Annotated in this window: 20 protein-coding genes; all 20 read right to left on the reverse strand. The window is 45.5% G+C overall.

Annotated features, from left to right (window positions below):
* Positions 1-118: 118 nt before the first annotated feature.
* Entirely contained in the window at positions 119-1,027 is a 909-nt protein-coding gene (era, locus tag DRED_RS13200; protein ID WP_011878787.1) for a GTPase Era, read from the reverse strand.
* Between the two features lie 109 nt (positions 1,028-1,136).
* A complete protein-coding gene (locus DRED_RS13205) occupies positions 1,137-1,565 on the reverse strand; it encodes a cytidine deaminase (RefSeq protein WP_011878788.1) in 429 nt (142 codons plus the stop codon).
* Between the two features lie 133 nt (positions 1,566-1,698).
* Positions 1,699-2,067: a diacylglycerol kinase family protein gene (locus DRED_RS13210; protein ID WP_011878789.1), complete on the reverse strand. Its 369-nt coding sequence runs from the start codon at positions 2,065-2,067 to the stop codon at positions 1,699-1,701.
* Between the two features lie 93 nt (positions 2,068-2,160).
* Positions 2,161-2,622, reverse strand: coding sequence for an rRNA maturation RNase YbeY (gene ybeY, locus DRED_RS13215; RefSeq protein WP_011878790.1), 462 nt, complete (start codon positions 2,620-2,622; stop codon positions 2,161-2,163).
* Positions 2,603-4,762: an HD family phosphohydrolase gene (locus DRED_RS13220; protein ID WP_011878791.1), complete on the reverse strand. Its 2,160-nt coding sequence runs from the start codon at positions 4,760-4,762 to the stop codon at positions 2,603-2,605. Before DRED_RS13220 ends, ybeY begins: the two co-directional genes overlap by 20 nt.
* A 39-nt stretch (positions 4,763-4,801) precedes the next feature.
* On the reverse strand, positions 4,802-5,764 hold the full coding sequence (locus DRED_RS13225; RefSeq protein WP_011878792.1) for a PhoH family protein: 963 nt from the start codon (positions 5,762-5,764) through the stop codon (positions 4,802-4,804).
* The gene (yqfD, locus tag DRED_RS13230; RefSeq protein WP_011878793.1) at positions 5,743-7,029 is read right to left on the reverse strand and encodes a sporulation protein YqfD; all 1,287 of its coding nucleotides are present in this window, start codon (positions 7,027-7,029) and stop codon (positions 5,743-5,745) included. The genes DRED_RS13225 and yqfD overlap by 22 nt, the downstream gene beginning before the upstream one ends.
* Positions 7,029-7,328: a sporulation protein YqfC gene (yqfC, locus tag DRED_RS13235; RefSeq protein WP_011878794.1), complete on the reverse strand. Its 300-nt coding sequence runs from the start codon at positions 7,326-7,328 to the stop codon at positions 7,029-7,031. The genes yqfD and yqfC overlap by 1 nt, the downstream gene beginning before the upstream one ends.
* 56 nt (positions 7,329-7,384) lie before the next feature.
* Complete coding sequence (locus DRED_RS13240) at positions 7,385-7,843, reverse strand: hypothetical protein (protein ID WP_011878795.1); 459 nt, start codon at positions 7,841-7,843, stop codon at positions 7,385-7,387.
* 15 nt (positions 7,844-7,858) lie between these two features.
* Positions 7,859-8,854 (reverse strand): flotillin-like protein FloA, encoded by a 996-nt coding sequence (gene floA / locus DRED_RS13245; protein WP_011878796.1) that lies wholly within the window; start codon positions 8,852-8,854, stop codon positions 7,859-7,861.
* 80 nt (positions 8,855-8,934) lie between these two features.
* On the reverse strand, positions 8,935-9,450 hold the full coding sequence (locus DRED_RS13250) for an NfeD family protein (RefSeq protein ID WP_011878797.1): 516 nt from the start codon (positions 9,448-9,450) through the stop codon (positions 8,935-8,937).
* An 85-nt stretch (positions 9,451-9,535) separates the two neighbouring features.
* A complete protein-coding gene (gene rpsU, locus DRED_RS13255) occupies positions 9,536-9,715 on the reverse strand; it encodes a 30S ribosomal protein S21 (protein ID WP_011878798.1) in 180 nt (59 codons plus the stop codon).
* A gap of 130 nt (positions 9,716-9,845) precedes the next feature.
* Positions 9,846-10,187 carry a histidine triad nucleotide-binding protein gene (locus DRED_RS13260; protein ID WP_011878799.1) on the reverse strand — a complete coding sequence of 114 codons (342 nt, stop codon included), beginning with the start codon at positions 10,185-10,187 and terminating at the stop codon, positions 9,846-9,848.
* Between the two features lie 97 nt (positions 10,188-10,284).
* Entirely contained in the window at positions 10,285-11,595 is a 1,311-nt protein-coding gene (gene mtaB / locus DRED_RS13265) for a tRNA (N(6)-L-threonylcarbamoyladenosine(37)-C(2))-methylthiotransferase MtaB (RefSeq protein WP_011878800.1), read from the reverse strand.
* 13 nt (positions 11,596-11,608) lie between these two features.
* Positions 11,609-12,352 (reverse strand): 16S rRNA (uracil(1498)-N(3))-methyltransferase, encoded by a 744-nt coding sequence (locus tag DRED_RS13270; protein WP_011878801.1) that lies wholly within the window; start codon positions 12,350-12,352, stop codon positions 11,609-11,611.
* A gap of 3 nt (positions 12,353-12,355) precedes the next feature.
* Positions 12,356-13,282 (reverse strand): 50S ribosomal protein L11 methyltransferase, encoded by a 927-nt coding sequence (gene prmA / locus DRED_RS13275; protein ID WP_011878802.1) that lies wholly within the window; start codon positions 13,280-13,282, stop codon positions 12,356-12,358.
* A 151-nt stretch (positions 13,283-13,433) separates the two neighbouring features.
* The gene (dnaJ, locus tag DRED_RS13280; RefSeq protein WP_011878803.1) at positions 13,434-14,555 is read right to left on the reverse strand and encodes a molecular chaperone DnaJ; all 1,122 of its coding nucleotides are present in this window, start codon (positions 14,553-14,555) and stop codon (positions 13,434-13,436) included.
* Positions 14,556-14,636: 81 nt separating this feature from the next.
* Positions 14,637-16,484: a molecular chaperone DnaK gene (dnaK, locus tag DRED_RS13285; RefSeq protein ID WP_011878804.1), complete on the reverse strand. Its 1,848-nt coding sequence runs from the start codon at positions 16,482-16,484 to the stop codon at positions 14,637-14,639.
* A 54-nt stretch (positions 16,485-16,538) separates the two neighbouring features.
* On the reverse strand, positions 16,539-17,117 hold the full coding sequence (gene grpE / locus DRED_RS13290) for a nucleotide exchange factor GrpE (protein ID WP_011878805.1): 579 nt from the start codon (positions 17,115-17,117) through the stop codon (positions 16,539-16,541).
* A 15-nt stretch (positions 17,118-17,132) separates the two neighbouring features.
* On the reverse strand, positions 17,133-18,701 hold the full coding sequence (locus tag DRED_RS13295) for a TCP-1/cpn60 chaperonin family protein (protein WP_011878806.1): 1,569 nt from the start codon (positions 18,699-18,701) through the stop codon (positions 17,133-17,135).
* Positions 18,702-18,722: the final 21 nt, after the last annotated feature.

The raw sequence follows: 18,722 nt of genomic DNA on the forward strand, positions 1-18,722 counted from the left end.
TTTTATATTATAAATTACGGCATTATTTGATTTTTTGTTGGGGGTTTATGATAAAACCTTGGTCCTATTTTACAGTCCTAACAATAAAAGGTGGGACTAAGCCCACCCATTTATTGTACTAATCTTCTTTGGTAAAACCAAAATTTCGTATATCGGTCATCTTATTGCGCCAATCCTTCTTCACCTTAACCCATAATTCAAGAAATACCTTAGAACCCAGCAGATTTTCGATCTCTTCCCGGGAGCGGCGGCCTACTTCCTTCAACATGTTGCCACCCTTACCAATTAAGATAGCCTTCTGGGAGTCACGCTCGGTATAAATGACAGCACTTACAGCCACCACACCGTTATTGCGTTCTTTGATTTGCTCTACCACCACTGCCACCGAATGGGGTATTTCTTCGCTGGTTAAATGCAATACCTTTTCCCGGATGATTTCCGCCATGATAAACCGCTCGGGTCGATCGGTTACCATATCTGCGGGGTAATATTGAGGTCCTTCGGGCAAATACTTAATAATTGTATCAATGAGCCGCTCCACGTTTTCCCCGGCCAAAGCGGAAACGGGAATCACTTCAGCAAAGGGCAGCAGATCCTTATATTGGAGGATTCTTTCTAATACAGCTTCCCTTTGAATGAGATCGACTTTGTTCAGCATTAAGAATACTGGGGTTTTTATACCCTTTAATTGCTCGGCAATATACTGGTCGCCAGGGCCTGGGGCTTCTGATGCCTCCACCAGAAAAAGTGCAACGTCTACTTCTTTCAGAGCTCCCAGTGCTACATCCACCATATATTCTCCTAATTTATGCCTGGGTTTATGGATACCCGGAGTATCAAGAAAGACCATCTGGGCATCATTTCTAGTAAGGACAGAGTGAATTTTATGACGGGTGGTCTGGGGTTTGTCCGACATAATGGCTACTTTTTGACCAACCAGCTTATTTAGTAAAGTAGATTTCCCCACATTGGGGCGGCCCACCAGGGCCACAAAACCCGAGCGATATCCTTCGGGTGTATTTAGCATATCGTTTCCTCCTTGTTGCTTTTGGTGCTTATGGGTATGTCTTTGGGGTCGGCTGTGAGCCTTGGGCCTTGAGCTTTTAGCTTTCAGCTCATAGCCCATAGCTCATAACTCATGGCTGGACCCCGCTACCCGTCCCTTGAGCCTCCATATCTTCCGCAGTAAAATACCCTGGTAACAGTTCGCTTACTGTGATCGTCTTGTACTGGCCATGCAGGTTTGCCATATGCACCTTCATATCACCGGCAAATTCTGCCATAACCTGCCGGCAAGCGCCACAGGGGCTACAGAGGGTTGGCACATCGGCTATTACCGCCAGGGCAACAAATTCCCTATTACCCTCCGAAACAGCCTTAAAGATAGCTGTTCTTTCTGCACAGCAGGTCAGTCCAAAGGATGCATTTTCAACATTACAACCGGTAAAAACCTTCCCCTCCTGGGTCAATAGGGCTGCACCAACCTTAAATTTTGAGTAAGGAACATAGGCCTTTTCTCTGGCTTCTTTAGCCATCTCTATCAGTTTCTCCGCCGAGATTGTCATTTAATCAGTCCTTCCTTCGTCTTATACCGCATTTCTTTGGGGTAAGCCTTTAGTCTTTAGCTTTTGGGTTTAGCAAATTGCTAAGGATTAATGGCTAGACCCAAAAGACTATCCCTTAAGCCATGGCTAATAGCTAATGACTAAAGAATAGTATGATAATCTTGGGCCATAAGATCAAATATGCCACAACGAGCGAACTGATAGCCGCCAGTAAGACTGCTCCGGCGGCGCAGTCTTTAGCTATTTTGGCCAGGGGGTGGAACTCCGGTGAAACTAAGTTCACAACGGCTTCAATGGCGGTATTGATACACTCTGTCAATATTACCATAAAAATAGCAAAAAAGACCAACCCCCATTCCAAAGGAGACAAACGCAAAAAAAGGCTCACCGTCACTGCCAGCAGTGCCGCAGTAAAGTGAACCTGCATATTTCTTTGGGTTCGAAACACATACCAAATTCCTGCTAAAGCAAAAGTAAAACTTTTAACAAAATCCTTCATCATAGGTAACCTTTCAAAGTAGGTTTAACAACTTTTGGCCTTACACCGTAAGCCGATGGCTGAGGGCTGATAGCTGATGGCTAACCCTGTTGTGGGCTATCTATTAATCCCCAGCCTCTCTAATATCCCCTCTTCCTTCTGCCGCATAACCTGCCGATCTTCTTCTGTCATGTGATCATAGCCTAACAAGTGCAGAGAACCATGGGCCGTCAAATAAGCCACTTCTCGATTAAAACTATGGCCATATTCAGCAGCCTGACGTTGGGCCGTGGGGAGGGATATGACAATATCCCCCAATAGATCCTCAGCCTCTTCTTCCTCAGGCATTTCTTCTCCTTCATTCAAGGCAAAGGACAAAACATCAGTGGCTTTGTCAATTCCCCGGTATTCCGCGTTTAGACTACGAATGTAATTATCATCCACAAAGATCAGACCCACCTCGGCATCGGGGGAATAACCCTCTGATTCAAGGCTTACCTTAACCACAGACTCTACCAGTTTAAGTAAGTTTTCCTCCACTGATATTTCTTCTTGTAAATTATTTACGAGTACCGCCATACCGAGTCTTTCTCCTTTCCATCTCCTGTTTCATATCAGGATACTCAATTCGGTTATGGAAAATACCAGAGAGTACCCGCAAGAAGCTATTGGCTATTGCATCCAAATCCTTCAATGTTAAATCACACTCGTCCAACTGACCATCCATCAATCGATCTTTAATAATCTTACGAACCAATCCCTCTACCCTGCCGGATGTAGGATTCTGCAGGGAACGAACAGCTGCCTCTATATTATCTGCCAACATAACAATGGCGGCTTCCTTGGTTCTTGGTTTAGGCCCTTCGTAACGAAAATCTTCTTCGTTAACGGATTCCGCACGATCTCCTTCCATTGCCTTGTGATAAAAGAAGCGGACTAAGCTTTTTCCATGGTGCTGCTCCACGATGTCTGTAATCACCTGGGGTAGTTTATACTCCCGGGCCAGTTCTACACCATCTTTAATATGGGAGGTAAGAATCAGTGTACTTAGTGTAGGGGCAATTTTATCGTGTGGATTATCTCCGCCCAGCTGGTTTTCGATAAAGAAATAGGGTCTTTTAATTTTACCTATATCGTGGTAGTAAGCGCCTACCCTTACCACCAGCGGCTCAGCCCCTACACTTTCTGCAGCTGCTTCTGCCAGATTGCCTACCAAAATGCTGTGGTGATAGGTACCCGGTGCCTCTGTCATCAACATTTTTAACAATGGGTTATTGGGGTTAGATAGCTCCAACAACCTAACCGTCGAGGTAATACCAAAACTGGTTTCTAGATATGGCAGGGCGCCGTTAGTCAAAATGGACGACAGCAAACCGTTGGCAATGCCAAGGGAAAAGGCTGAGGTGATTAGTAAATACCAGGGTAATCCTGTAATCAGGCCCACCACAGAAATAATAATCACATTGGCTGCGCCAACATAAATGCCTGCTCGGACCAGATCTCCCCTTTGACTTAATTTGGAGACGCTGTAAACGCCGCTGACCCCACCCACAAAACCAACTAAGGCAAAGTGAAACTGGTTTCCGGACATAACCCCTAGCAATAAAGCCAAGTTAAAAACCATTAACATTGCCAAACGTGAATCCAAAAGAATGGTAATTAACATCCCTGATGCAGCTAGGGGTGCCAAGTAGCCAAACAATGCACCAAATTCAGGCCATTGGCTAATGGTTATGGCCATAACCCCCCGGGAAACCACCAGTATAATGAGGGCAATAATTCCGACGAGGTTAAGATAGCTTCTGTTATGGTAAATCTCCTTATTGTGTATGTAGGTATAGAGCAATACCAAAGCCATCATTAAGGCCACCAGCAGTCCTGTGCCCATGATGGTGGTGAAGGTATGTTGGGGTCTGGATAAGCCCAGGGCCTGCAACTTAGCCATATGCTCTTCGGTTACCACATCCCCCTGGGTTAAAATTCTTTCCTTGTATTGAATACTAACCCTGGCAGGTGGCACACTCTCAGCCGCTTCTTGTTGAAGTAATTTGTATTTTTCTTCATCAAAATAGGCATTTGCCCTTAAGAATTGTTTGATTAATCCCTGCCCTAGTAATCGGTATGATTCATCAAATTGTCTGGCTGCAATTTTAGCAGCAGCCTTTTCCTTTGCCTCTTCTAATTGATTGGCCGTAATCCCCTCTTCTTGATTCATGATTTCTGAAAGGGCCTCAGAAATACCTGCTGACAGTTGATCTGTGCTGGTGGGGTTACCCACGGCCAATTGATTGAATACCGATTCGGGCATGACAAAGGGTATAATCGATTTTAGCCGAGCAACTTTTTCAGGGACTTCTTTTTCTGTATCTGCTTGGGTTGCCTTGACTTGTTTTAATACGTTGTTGATATCTTTTTGGACAGTTTCCAAAACACCTAGGTTGATCTCGGGTACCTTAGGTACCTTTTCTATCGCTTTTCGGCGTTCCTCCGCTGTTTTCTGCTGGTCAATGTATACAACCGCTCTGGGTGCATAGATTGTTGTAGGAGAAATCTGACCAACCTGTAGATTTACCTTTTGAGGTACAAATTCAAAGGATACCAACAATGTAAAAATCAAAAAAAACAAACCTGCAGCGAAATAACGTTTAAACCCATTGTTTTGAAAAAGATATTTAAGGCCTTTGATCAGGCCTCCACCAATTTGTTTTAGCGATAGCATGTTTAATCAATCACTCCCCGGCCTACCAAAAGGCCTGTCCTACTCCTCAGCCTGCTGATCGTAAGCCCGGATTATATCCATAACCAGGGGGTGGCGGACAATATCTGCTCCAGTCATCCATTGAAATGCAATTCCTTTAATGCCTTCCAATACTCTCTTGGCATCCACAAGGCCTGAGCTTTGCCCCTTGGGTAGGTCCACCTGCGTTATATCACCAGTTATGATTGCCTTGGAGCCAAAACCAAGACGCGTTAGAAACATCTTCATCTGCTCTGGCGTCGTGTTTTGGGCCTCGTCTAAAATAATAAATGCATCCTCCAATGTTCTACCTCTCATGTAGGCCAATGGTGCAATCTCAATAATATTTCGTTCCAGATATTTTTGCGTATGGTCCAAGCCTAAAATGTCATATAAACTGTCATAGAGTGGTCTTAAGTATGGGTCAATCTTTTCTTGTAAATCCCCGGGTAAAAAACCAAGTTTTTCTCCGGCCTCCACGGCAGGACGGGTCAAAATAAGTCGATTAACTTCTTTCTTTCTTAATGCATTAACTGCCATTGCCACCGCCAAGTAGGTTTTACCACTACCGGCGGGACCAATGGCAAAAACAATATCATTTTTTCTGATGTTTTGGATATAATCCTTTTGCCCCAAGGTTTTGGGTTTGATTTGTTTGCCTCTGGCTGAAACTAAGACAACGTCTTTAGCTAGGTTCGTCAGGGCATCTTTAACACCCGACTTAACTGCCCTTAATACATAATGAATTTCATGTGGTCCGATACGATTACCGGCGCTATAGTAATCCAGCAACTGTGTAAAGACTTCTTGCCCCTGTTTCACCCGTTCCGGCAATCCAATCAGGGTAAATTCTTCCCCCCTGGCAACCACCCGGATATCCAGACTCTGTTCAATTAAATTAACGTGTTCATCTTGTTTTCCTAAAATTTCTGCTGCAGCTTCATTATCACGGATAACGACTTTTAATTCTGTACATTCGGCCAAACTTTTTCCTCCTTAAATGCTTTGAAGGTTTTTGAAACACCAATTTCTTCAATTGCTTCTACAAAGGCTTTAACTCGGATAATATCCTCTGATCTTCCGGTATTTATAATTTCAAGCCTACGCTCAGCAATTTTTGCACCCTTAGGAAGTTTTGTATTAATCTCTTCTAAGGCCTTTGCCTCTGCTATTTTTTGGGCCCCGGCCTTCCCATGATCAATTCGTTCTATAATTTTTTCGCTGTATTGCACATTTCTAATTTCGACGGGGATTGCAATATTCCTCCATTTGGGGAGACTTTTAACAATCTCCTTGGTTTCATAGTGTTGGTAGGGCGATCCTTCGGGCCCTGATATGATTATTTCCTTGGACCCAATTTTAATACAAATCGAGTTCCTTTGTTTGCCTGACATTTTTTCCACGGTTTCTGTTAGGGCGCATTCTCCGTAGCCTTCATACCACACCCTAGCCCGCACAAATCCTTTGGCTCGAACAAAGTGACTAATATATTGGGGCTCCGGAGGCTCCTGTCCTTCGGGCAAGGGTTGGTTAGACGGGTCCGGTTTTACCTCCTCTTTTATTTCCCCACTAATTAAAATGCTGCCAGGTAGGACAGTCTCACCTTCCTGTACCATCGCTTGTCCGTTTAACACCAGAACCTCTTTGATTAATCCGGCCTTTCTAGCAACAATGTGGGCAGGTTCTTTGTTTGGTCTTTCTGTAACTAGTTTCCTTTCAGCAATTTCAATAATAACCCGGGTTCCTTTTACATACACCCCTGCCCAGGCCACAGCAGGTATTTTTTCCCGAATGGTTCTTTCGATTAATTTCGGGTCCAAGTCCCATTTCGCTGCCCCCGGTGTCAAACCCACCTCTGCTGCGATTTTTTTTATTTCTGCATCGGTTAGTTTCTCATTACCAGTAACTGTGATAAACCAAACAAAGGAAGAAAGCACATACAGGGCAATTAAAAACACTATGCCTCCCATCACCAAAAGTTTACGTTTTTTTAGACGGTGTATTAAAAAGGGAAACCCTCTTCGCTCAACAATGGAAAAACCACTCTGGGTGGCCCGTGCTATATGCCTCAAGGGGCGAACATCGGTAATACGTACTTTCACCTTTACCTTATCCTGTCCGATGCGACTGATGTCCCATAAAAAAATCCCCCTGCTGGCAGCCATGTTTACAAATTTTTCTAGAAAATCCCCCTTTACCACCAGGGATACATATCCCATTAAAAAAGAAAATAAGCGCAAAAGAACCATTACCACACCTCCCCTGACTGCAAAAAAGTAAGGGATTTAATTTGCCCTTCTACACAGATTTCGTCGGTTTTGATATTACGAAGCAGAAGATTTGCACCGGAAATACCAACTTCCCCTTCTCCTACCTTAATCCGAACTTTTTCCGTGGTGTATTCAACAATTCCCCTGTGATTTTCGATAAAAACTTGCAGGTTGCCCACAAGTACAATCTTGGGTAAATCAAACATAATGTCACTTGGTATTTCGAAAAAATCGGAAATTTGTTTTTTGAATTTCCGTTGAAAGTCTCGTAAGGACATAAAAATCCCCCTCCTTGGGATTATGTGTATGCATCCCTGAGGGGGAAAATTACTAATTATTGGTATAATCCTCTCCTTCGCTTGGCCACCGGCGGTCCAAGAATCTCCGATAAGATAATACCATTTTTTAACATACCCGGGGTCAAATCTCCTTGCCTAAAATCACCAAACCCGCAGTTTTCATCTTCTTCTACAATAATCTCTTTCTCAGACAGAGGATTTTGGGTCGACCTTTCACAGGGGGCCGTTACTACACGTTGTTGCTCCTTAGTTCTCTCAATTTTTTTTGGCATGGTACACTGTTCAATGATAACCGGTGGTTGTGTGGCTTCATCCAGGCCTTTAATTCTATCCGATTTTTCAGATTTTGGACCCCATTTTTTTCTAAGATCCTGGGGTAAACGGTAGTTGGTTGATTCCTGCTCAGGGGGCGGAACGGGGGTCCGATTTTTTTTATTAGCTGAAATTGCACTGATAATGGACCATATGATAAAGATTAAGACGAGTGTTTTCATCGGACTTCACATCCCTTATTCCAGCTTCTTTCCTTTCTCTTTCCCATGTCCGTTGCCGGAGATGGACTCTCTCATTTTCGTATCCGCCAGTATGTTTTGCATGTTGTAATAGTCCATAACACCCAAACGACCTGAACGGAAGGCTTCGGCCATGGCTCTAGGTACTTCCGCTTCGGCTTCTACAACCTTTGCTCTCATTTCTTGTACCCTGGCCTTCATCTCCTGTTCCTGGGCCACCGCCATGGCTCTTCTTTCCTCTGCCTTGGCCTGGGCAATATTCTTATCCGCCTCGGCTTGGTCTGTCTGCAGTTGGGCACCAATGTTTCTGCCGATATCGACATCGGCTATGTCAATGGATAGAATCTCAAAGGCTGTACCGGCATCAAGACCCTTGGAGAGAACCGTTTTAGAAATACTATCAGGATTCTCCAAAACGGTTTTGTGGGTTTCTGCACTACCCACACTGGTTACAACACCCTCACCTACACGGGCAATAACGGTTTCTTCACCAGCACCGCCCACCAGGCGATCGATATTGGCCCGTACCGTTACCCTGGCAACGGCTTTCAATTCAATACCATCCTTCGCCACCGCACTGATAACAGGGGTTTCGATCACTTTCGGATTAACACTCATTTGGACTGCTTCCAGCACGTTTCTGCCGGCCAAATCAATGGCCGCAGCCCTTTCAAAGAGCAAAGGTATATTAGCCCTTTCAGCCGCAATTAGTGCATCCACAACCCGGTCCACATTACCTCCGGCCAAATAGTGGGCTTCCAGTTGATTTACACTGACGGCCAGACCTGCTTTATCCGCTTTGATCAGTGGATTGACAATCTTGGCCGGTGGTACCCGGCGCAATCGCATACCTACCAGGGTAAAAATGCCGACCTTTACCCCTGCCGCCAGTGCTGAAATCCACAGGCCCACAGGAATAAAGCTGAATAAAACCACCACAGAGATGACGCCTAAGATTACTAAGACCAGGAAAGAAAGACTGCCTAAACTCATGAACAATTCTACTCCTCCTTTAGCATTTATAAAGTATTTTAGGGATAACCTAAAAAATTATTCTATTAAACGGCAATACTTTAGATATCTTTACGGTCCACTGTCTTTACTACCACTCTGGTTCCTTCAACTTTTATGACCAGCACGTGGGTCCCTGGAGCTACAAATTCGCCCTCCGTCACGACGTCTACCTTCATCCCTTCAATGAGGGCAGAGCCTGCCGGGCGTAAAGGCGTTGCAGCCACACCCTCTAAGCCTAGAAGTTTTTCCATCTGACGGTCTGGTGCTAAATAGCCCTCTTCTTTGTTCTGGCGATTGGACAAAGTTACCCTACGCCAAAAATTAAACTTGGTAGCAAGCCATACGCCCCCCACCAGGACCAGCAATGTAACCAGCAACGCCAAAGTTAAGGCCTGGGTGGCATGAAAAATATCTACTGATATCAGGAGGACACCCCAACCCAATAATATGACCCCCACCACACCAGCCACACCAAAACCAGGGACGAAAAACAATTCAATGACCAGAGCTAAAACCCCTAAAACAAAGGCAAGGGTAGCCAACCAGCCAGACATCTGTGCAAGATAAAAAAGCATTTGCGCACACCCCCATGCTTCAATATTATTTACTTACAATGTAAAAAAATGCCTGGCATTTTGCCAAGCATTTTTTATGTTCTGGTTATCTAAAGCTTTTACGTTTACGAGCTGCTTCGGACTTTTTCTTTCTTTTTACACTGGGTTTTTCATAATACTCGTGTTTGCGTGCCTCAGCCAAAACGCCAGCCTTTTGACAGGACCGCTTAAAGCGCCGGAGGGCACTGTCCAGTGTTTCGTTCTTGCCAACTCTAATTTCCGCCACTCAATTTCCCTCCCTCCGCCAAACCATAAACCTGGATCTAGTTCTAATTCCCAATATATCTGAGGTGTATAGTATGTAAAAAATAAATACCAGTTTATTATAACTTGATATCAGGCTGTAGTCAATAATTTTAACCTGGAGGCCATTGCATTTGCCGACCACCCAATAGATGGAAGTGAATATGATAAACCGTTTGACCACCTTCGTCTCCACAGTTGGAAACAATCCTAAAGCCCTTAGCCAATCCTAGTTCCTTTGCCAATTTTGCAGCAATTAACAGGATATGTCCCATTAGGTCTGCATCTTCGCTTCCTAAATCCTCCAAGGAGGAAATGTGTTTTTTAGGAATGATCAAAATATGCACCGGAGCAGCAGGAGCAATATCTTTAAAGGCATAAACCTTTTCATCTTGGTAAACAACCTGGGAAGGTATTTCTCCGGTAATGATCTTACAAAAAATGCAGTCTTGCACCAGCAAGCACCTCCCCCCAGCGTAAATTAAAACTATTTTTACATAGTCTTTCCTAAAAGTGTATTCAACACTCAAAGGATATTATCCTGCAACCTTGTTAAATAATTCTGCCTTTTAATGTAGATTCCTTAACTCCTTGGATGTGCACCCTCACCATTTGTCCCTTCAAGCCTGTGTCCCCTGGAAATAGCACCTTAAGGTAGGTGTCTGTATGCCCTTCCAAAAGATTAGGGTCCTTTTCGTAGGGTTGTTCCACCAGCACTTTCAGTTCTTTACCCACCTGTTGCTGGGCAAATTGATGAGCAAGGCGATTACCCAGTTCAATCAAACTTTTACTACGCTCTTCTTTGTCTTGGGGAGCAACCTGATCTGTCATCTCTGCGGCGGGCGTACCCTTGCGAGGAGAGTATTTAAAGACATGGATACCGGCAAAGCCAGACCGTTCAACGGTTTTTAGTGTGTTTTGAAAATGTTCCTGGGTTTCCCCAGGAAAGCCAACAATAATGTCGCTGGTGATAGCAATACCCGGCATAATCTGGTTTATTTTATGAATTAAGTCAGTAAATTGCTGGGTGTTGTACCTCCTTCCCATGAGAGCCAGAATCTCATCATCACCGCTTTGTAAAGGAATATGCAGATGGCGGCACACATTGGGATGCTCTGACACGGCTTTAATGAGGGCATTGTTGATATCATGGGGTTCCACAGAACCCAAACGAAGTCTGGTTAGGCCTGGTAATTTCGCTAACCGCTCCACCAACCAGCCCAAATCAATATCTTTTCCGGTAAAATCCTGACCATAGGCACCGATATGAATGCCAGTTAATACAATCTCTTGAAAACCCTGTTGAATTAATTCTTCTGCAGAACTCAGGACATTTTCCGGCAGTCGGCTACGTACGGGCCCCCGGGCATAAGGAATAATGCAGTAAGCACAAAAGCTGTTGCATCCCTCCTGAATCTTTAGAAAAGCCCTTGTTTTTCCTTGTTCTGTGGGTACCGGAAGCTCTTCAAAGCAATCAGTTTGCATAATATCATCCACTGCATTAACCGGCCCTTTACCCCTGGAGTAGGCCTCCACCAGTTGGACAATTCTACTTTTATCCTTGGTGCCAACTACCAGATCAACACCAGGAATTTCTAATACTTCTCCGGGTGATGTCTGGGCATAACATCCCGTTACTGTAATAACAGCCGCTGGGTTCTGTTTACTGGCCCGTCGGATGATTTGCCTGGATTTGCGATCCCCCATGTGGGTAACGGTGCAGGTATTGATTACATATGCATCTGCATGTTGCTCAAAATCAACTATTTCGTAGCCCGCTTGCCGAAATAAATCGGCGATGGCAGATGATTCATACTGGTTAACTTTACATCCAAGGGTATAAATAGCAGCAGATTTAGCCATATTGGAAACCTCCTTAGCCCAGTTCGCCAAACTGGTACAGGACCATTGTCAGAGCCGCTGGTCCTGCTGTTTCAGTGCGCAAAATCCGGCTGCCCAGTGTAACCGGGTAAAATCCCTTTTCCTTGACCCGCTCAACTTCCTCTTCTTCAAAGCCGCCTTCGGGACCAATAAAAATATACACCTGGCCGGGTGCCATCGGCCTTGTTTGCAAGACTTCTCTAAGGGATTTTGTCCTTTCACCCTCCCAGGGCATCAGCACCAGGGCATCCGGCGGAATTTGCTGCAGTATTTCATCCCAGCTACTTAGCATATATACTTCCGGTATACCGGACCGCCGGCATTGTTTGGCAGCCTCCACTGCTACCCGCTGCCAACGCTGTACCCGCTCTGCAGCCTTTTTAGCATCCAACTTTACAATCGAACGGGCGGCGGCCAGGGGAATGATGCTGCTAACCCCCAGTTCAGTACACTTCTGTATAATTGTTTCCATCTTATCACCCTTGGGCAGACCCTGCACCAGGGTAACTTTTACCGTTGGCTCCGAAGTGGCCTCTTGCTGCTCCAGAATCCTACAGTGAACCTCTTGTTTATTTATTTCTAAAATCTGCGCCAAATAAACATTCCCCCGGCCATCAAGAAGGGTTAGGTTATTCCCGGTCTCCATCCTCAAAACCCGGCTGATATGTTTTACATCCGGCCCATTAATGACGGCTGTATCGCTGTTAATTTGTTCAGGTTGGACAAAAAATCGGGGCAAATCTTATCCCTCCAAAATACATAGGTAGGAAACCCATTCCCCGTCTTCCTTGCGTCCTAGAATTTTAAAACCGGTTTGTTCCAACTTTTGCCGGACTTCTTCAGCACGAAACTGAATAATACCGGATGTAATAAAATAACCACCGTGTTTTAAAATCCGTGGCACATCAGGGGCCAGAATCATAATGACATTGGCAACAATATTGGCGATTACAACATCAACCTTGCTTTCCACTTTATCCAACAAGTTGCCATGAAACACTTCAACTATATCTTGAACGCCATTCCGCTCCACATTTTCCTGGGATACTTTGACAGCCACTTCATCCAAATCCACTGCTAAAACCCTAGCAGCACCTAATTTGGCAGAAGTGATGGCAAGAATCCCTGTGCCGGTTCCCACATCTGCCACCGATTCCCCCCCCTGGATAATACCCTCCAGGTATTCCATACACATAGTGGTGGTGGGATGATTACCACAGCCAAAGGCCATGCCAGGATCCATTTCCAGAACAATTCTCCCATCCTCTGGCACATAATCTTCCCAACTGGGCTTAACAGCCAGTTTTTGACCAATCTCCACCGGCTTATAGTATTTCATCCAGGCGGTGGCCCAATCCTCTTCGGCTACCTGGCGTCTTTCAAAAGTAGGCACTGCATCCAAGGGTAGCCCGGTCAGTCGTTCCTGTAAAAGAACCAGCTTGTTCTCCAAGTTGGGGCCTTCGGGTAGGTAAGCTTTTACGATTGGTTGGGGACGATTTAGGACCTCGGGTGGAAACTCATAATGGTCCCAAATGTTGGCTTCTATATACCGGTTTATTAAAGCCGGGTCCTCTATCACAACCCCACCGGCACCCAGTTCATCAAATATATTACTTACCATGTCGATACCTTCAGGGCATACATGGACGGCTATTTCGAGCCAATTCAATGGGGGAACCTCCTCCTTGTTCGGATTGTAGGTGAGTCTAGGGTAACTTCCATCTGAAATGGTTTTATTTTTGTTGTCAGCTTTCAGCCTTCAGCCTATGGGGTATTTTATGGGGCGGCCATGAGCTATGAGCCGTGAGCCATTAGCTAGGTTACCCCTTAAAGGCATCTTTCATTTTCTCAAATATATTTTTTTCCGACCCTTTGGGTAGTTTCTCATCGTTCATTTTTGCAAATTCCCGCAGTAGATCCTTTTGCTTTTCATTTAGTCGGGTGGGAGTTACAACCCTTACACGAACGTGCTGATCACCGCGTCCACTTCCATTCAGATAAGGAATTCCTTTTCCCCTAATGCGGAAAATGGTACCTGTTTGTGTTCCCTCTGGCACCTTTAAGTCAGCGGAACCATCTAGAGTGGGAACTTCTAAGACATCCCCCAGGGCTGCCTGGGCAAAGGAGATTTCCATATCACAAACCACTTCATTACCTTCCCGGCGGAAGAATTTATGAGGTCGAACCAGAATATAGACGTAGAGGTCTCCGGGCGGACCACCGCGAAGACCTGCCTCCCCTTCGCCACTAAGACGGAGGCGAGATCCCTCATCCACTCCGGCAGGAATTTTCACGTGTATACTTTTTGTTTTTCTGATCTGACCTGCACCACGGCAAGTGGGACAGAGTTTTTCTATAATTTTTCCCGTTCCATGACACTTGTCACAGGTGCGGCTTTGCACAATACGGCCGAAGGGAGAGTTGGCTGCATATTGTACCTGCCCGGAGCCATGACAGGTACCACAGGTCTTAGTACTGCTTCCCGGCGCTGCACCAGATCCACCGCAGGTATCGCAGTTCTCCGTGCGTGGAACTTGAATGTCCCTTTCTACACCAAAGGCAGCTTCCTTAAAGGATATCTCCATGTTAACTCTTAAGTCATTACCTTTTTGGGGGCCGTTACGCTGGCGTCCCATACCACCAAAAAACATGTCAAAGATATCACCAAAGTCACCGTTAAAGCCTCCAAAACCACCTGCGCCAAAACCCTGGCCATCGGTGGCAGCATGACCGAATTGGTCATAGGAGGTCCGTTTTTCAGGATCACTTAGTACCGCATAGGCTTCGGCAATTTCCTTAAACTTTGTTTCTGCCTCTGCTTTATCACCCTGGTAGGCATCGGGGTGGTACTGCCGGGCCAGCTTACGGTACGCTTTCTTTATCTCATCCGCAGAGGCACCTTTGCTTAGGCCCAGCACCTCATAATAATCTCGCTTAGCCATGTTTCACCACCTTACATTCATAAATTACAGGGGAATCTAGATTCCCCTGTAATTTGCACTTCTACATTATATTATAATTTTCTACTTGTTGTCGTCTTTTACTTCATAATCTGCATCCACAACATTATCCTTTTCAGCCTGACCGCCGCAGTTACCGCCGGCACAGCCACCCTGGGCAGCAGCCTGCTGGGCCTGCTGTTGCTGGTACAGGTCAGCGGTTAATTCGTGGAGGGGCTTGGTTAGTTCCTCTAATTTATTTTTAATTAAATCTGTATCGTTGCCGTTCATGGCAGTGCGCAGTTCTTCTACAGCCTTTTGTACTGCTTCTACTTTTGCTTTATCTGCATTTTCTCCCAGGTCCTTAATAGTCTTTTCAGCCTGATAAATCAGGCTGTCTGCCTGGTTTTTGACCTCAACAGCTTCTTTCCGCTTCTTATCTTCTTCTGCAAATTTTTCAGCTTCATTAACCATTCTGTTGATTTCATCATCAGACAAACCACCAGTGCCACCGGTAATCGAAATACTTTGGACTGTTCCTGTTCCCATATCCTTTGCAGATACAGATACGATACCATTGACATCAATATCAAATTTTACCTCAATTTGCGGTACACCACGGGGTGCCGGAGGAATACCGGACAGTTGGAATCTACCCAGAGTTTTGTTATCTGCCGCCATTTGACGCTCACCCTGCAGCACATGAATTTCCACTGATGGTTGGTTATCAGCTGCGGTGGAGAATATCTGGCTCTTGGAAGTTGGGATAGTGGTATTGCGATCAATCAGCTTGGTAAACACACCGCCCAGGGTTTCAATCCCCAAGGACAGGGGAGTTACATCCAACAACAGAACATCCTTAACTTCTCCTGCCAATACACCTGCTTGAATGGCTGCACCAAGGGCAACGCACTCATCGGGGTTGATACCCTTGTGAGGTTCTTTGCCCAAGAATTTACGAACGGCTTCCTGTACTGCTGGAATACGGGTGGAACCGCCAACCATCAGTACTTTGTTTATTTCATTAGTTTCCAGACCAGAATCAGCTAAGGCCTGACGGGTGGGACCCATGGTTTTTTCCACTAAATCGGCAGTTAATTCATCAAATTTCGCTCTACTGATGTTAACATCCAGGTGGAGGGGACCATCTGCACCTACAGAAATAAAGGGCAGGTTCACATTGGTACTCAACACACCAGATAGTTCAATCTTTGCTTTTTCAGCAGACTCTTTCAGCCGCTGCATGGCCATTTTGTCTTTGGATAAGTCAACACCGGTTTCTTTTTTGAATTCTGCTACCAAGAAATCTACTATACGTTGGTCAAAGTCGTCGCCACCTAGGCGGTTGTTACCACTGGTGGACTTAACTTCAAAGACACCGTCACCCAGTTCTAGTATGGATACGTCAAAGGTTCCACCACCTAAGTCAAAGACTTGAATGGTTTGGTCACCTTCCTTATCCAGCCCATAGGCTAGTGCTGCGGCGGTAGGCTCGTTAATTATGCGCAGTACTTCCAGTCCGGCAATTTTACCGGCATCTTTGGTAGCCTGACGCTGGGCATCACTAAAATAGGCAGGTACAGTAATAACGGCCTGGGTAACAGACTCGCCCAGATAAGCTTCGGCATCCGCCTTTAGCTTGCTAAGTATCATTGCTGAGATTTCTTGGGGAGAGTAGTCCTTACCATCAATGGACACTTTATGATTGGTTCCCATGTACCGTTTAATGGATTGAATGGTACGGTCGGGGTTGCTGACAGCCTGGCGTTTTGCCACCTGTCCTACCAGACGCTCACCTGTTTTAGAGAATCCAACAACCGAAGGAGTGGTTCTAGCACCTTCTGCGTTGGGGATAACAACTGCTTCGCCACCTTCCATGACGGCCACACAAGAGTTGGTTGTTCCTAAATCAATTCCTATTACTTTTCCCATTTTCTTAACCTCCTGAGAAAATTTATTACAATCCATGATCTTAAGTTCTAAATATTAGGAGCTAGCGACTTTAACCATGGATGGTCTGATTACTTTTCCTTTTAGATAGTAGCCCTTGCGGAGTTCCTCCACCACCGTGTTTTCCGGTTCGTCGGAATCCTGCACTTGCATCACTGCATCATGAACATTGGGGTCAAACTGCTCCCCTTGGGCCGGAATGGGTTCCAAGCCCTCTCTGGAAAGGACTTCATTAAGCTGGCGATAAATCATTTCCACTCCGCTAATAAATTTTTCCCCTCCGTCACCAGCATTGGCCAAGGCCCTTTCAAAGTTGTCCATAACTGGTAATAAACCTTGGATCAGTTGCTCAGAGCCAAACTTGATCAAGTCCTCCCGCTCCTGGCGGGTACGGCGGCGCAGATTTTCATAATCTGCTTGCAACCTCAGTGCTCGATTGTAGTTTTGTTCTGATTCCTCTGTTTTTACCTGTAACATTTTTTTAAGTTCCTCCGGATCATCTGGCAGACTGACTGCTTCCTCCTCCGGAATCTTAACAGACTCACAATTTTCATCGGTCTGTTGCACACTCTCTTCTACAACTTTTTGACCGCTTTTTGCATTCTCTTCGGTCACTGTATCACCTCTCTATTAAGCTTCCTGCCCAAAACCTTCTCCAGCAGGTTTATAATCCTTCATTTTGATAATGGTATCAATTCGCAGGATGGCTTCGGCAATTTCTCCGGCTGCTTTTAATGCATGGATTTTTACCAAAGCTGGGTCCATAACTCCCATTTCAACCATATCCACAATATCACCTGTGTCACAGTCTATACCCAGGGAGATTTTTTCTTGTTCCGCCTGGGCTGCCAGCACATCACCCAGTTTTTCCAGAGGGTTAAAGCCTGCATTGGCAACAATCTGTGCCATCGGTCGACGAAGGGTTTCTGCTACACAGCTTATGCCATAGGCTACCATACCCCGGGTATTTTCCCGGGCCTTTTCAACTTCACGGGAAACGGCTAACTCCAAAGATCCTCCTCCGGGCACCACGCCACCCTTAATAGCAGCCTGCACCGAACTGGCTGCATCCTTAGCAATTCGCTCTCGTTCCCCAACCACTTCCTCTGTGGCAGCCCCCACTAACACTGTGGCCATTGGTTTGCCTGTTCCTTCTAAAATCCAAACCTGCTCCAACCTCTCATCCATTAGAACTTCCCCGGCATTACCTAAGTATTTTTCTAGATCGGCAATACTCTTTTTCAAGCTAGTTCTTTTGATCACGCGGGCCCCGGTATGTTCTGCCGCCCGACACAATTCCTTATTTAAAACCCTTTGCACCACCATAATTCCAGCATCAGTGAGTATTTCCTCGGCAGTATCGTCTACTCCACGATCTACCAAAACTAAGCCCACTCCAAGATCAATCATTTTTTGTACATTGCTTCGAAATTCGGATTGCAATTCCAAATAACGGGCAAACCCTGATTCTGTACTTAGGGCTTCATCTCCAATGACCTCCGGTTCCAAGGCATCGTCTATAACCAGAACCTTAACATTTCTTAATTGCCGGGGCATTTGTTTATTCATGGTTTCTTTATTAATAATAACACCCATGAAAACTTGATTACTGGCCCCTTCTTCGGAAATAATGGTATCGGATAATTTAAAGTTTCGCTCCACCAATTTTTCTTTGCCAATTAAGCGGGCAGCTTCCACAACCAAATCGGCAATATCCTGATGCTCCCGCCCTGCCACCAGAGCCACTTGTTTAAGCCAAGGGTGACTTATATCTTCCAGAGGTATGGCCTGTTGCTTCATAACCTCCAATGCTCTCCGTACCCCGGTTCGAACCCCTTCAATAACACGGGCCACTGGAACGCCTTTAGCCACTTGGTCTACGCCGGAACTGACCAAAGCCCCTGCCATAACAGTGGCTGTGGTGGTACCATCACCAATTTCATCCTGCTGAGATTTTGCTATGTTAATAACCATACGGGCAGCAGGATGGTTTGCTTCCATCATGGTTAATATGGTTACACCATCGTTAGTAATGACAACTTCTCCAAATTTATCCACCAGCATGGTGTCCAGACCCTTTGGTCCCAGTGTTCCCTCCACTGCCGAGGCAATGGCCCGTACAGCATTGGAATTAGTCATCAGAGCAGCTAATTTTTCATTCACTTCGGCACCTTGACTTGCCTGTTGTTTAAGACTCACGGAAACAGTTCCTCCTTACTC

It is taken from the genome of Desulforamulus reducens MI-1, assembly GCF_000016165.1.
In the GTDB taxonomy this organism is placed as follows: domain Bacteria; phylum Bacillota; class Desulfotomaculia; order Desulfotomaculales; family Desulfotomaculaceae; genus Desulfotomaculum; species Desulfotomaculum reducens.